The 481-nt window shown below is 58.6% G+C and carries 1 protein-coding gene; it reads right to left on the reverse strand.

The window, feature by feature from the left end; all coding sequences use genetic code 11:
• A partial coding sequence (locus J5M56_RS24830; protein ID WP_207938040.1) for an RtcB family protein occupies positions 1-449 on the reverse strand: 449 nt, incomplete at its 3' end.
• Between the last annotated feature and the right edge of the window lie 32 nt (positions 450-481).

Here is a 481-nt window from a genome sequence, read left to right on the forward strand (position 1 = left end):
TCGGTGATCAATTTGAAGCGCGGCTGCAACCCCGCCCAGGCCTGATCGGCTTGCTGCGGAACCTCGTCCCAGGCGCCTTTGTCTCGCCGCGAACGATTCGAACTGCGGCCGTGCGGCACCGCTTTTTCGATTGCAGTACGCAATCCATGCAGGTTGTCTGGCAGATCTGCGGCCGTCAGCGACGTACGCGCAGCGATCATGCCGCAACCGATGTCGACGCCCACCGCTGCGGGAATGATCGCGCCGACCGTTGGAATCACGCTGCCAATTGTCGAGCCCTTGCCCAAGTGCACATCGGGCATCACCGCCAGATGCTTGAAGATGAACGGCATTTTTGCCGTATTCATCAACTGTGCGCGGGCTTCGTTTTCAACCGGGACACCTTCGGTCCAGAGTTTGATGGGCTTGCCGTTGGCGACTTCGAGAAGCTGGTAGGTTCGGTCTTTCATATCTTGGTGTCCATGTTCGTTTCCGTCAGCAT

The organism is Pseudomonas sp. 51_B (genome assembly GCF_017491595.1).
In the GTDB taxonomy this organism is placed as follows: domain Bacteria; phylum Pseudomonadota; class Gammaproteobacteria; order Pseudomonadales; family Pseudomonadaceae; genus Aquipseudomonas; species Aquipseudomonas promysalinigenes.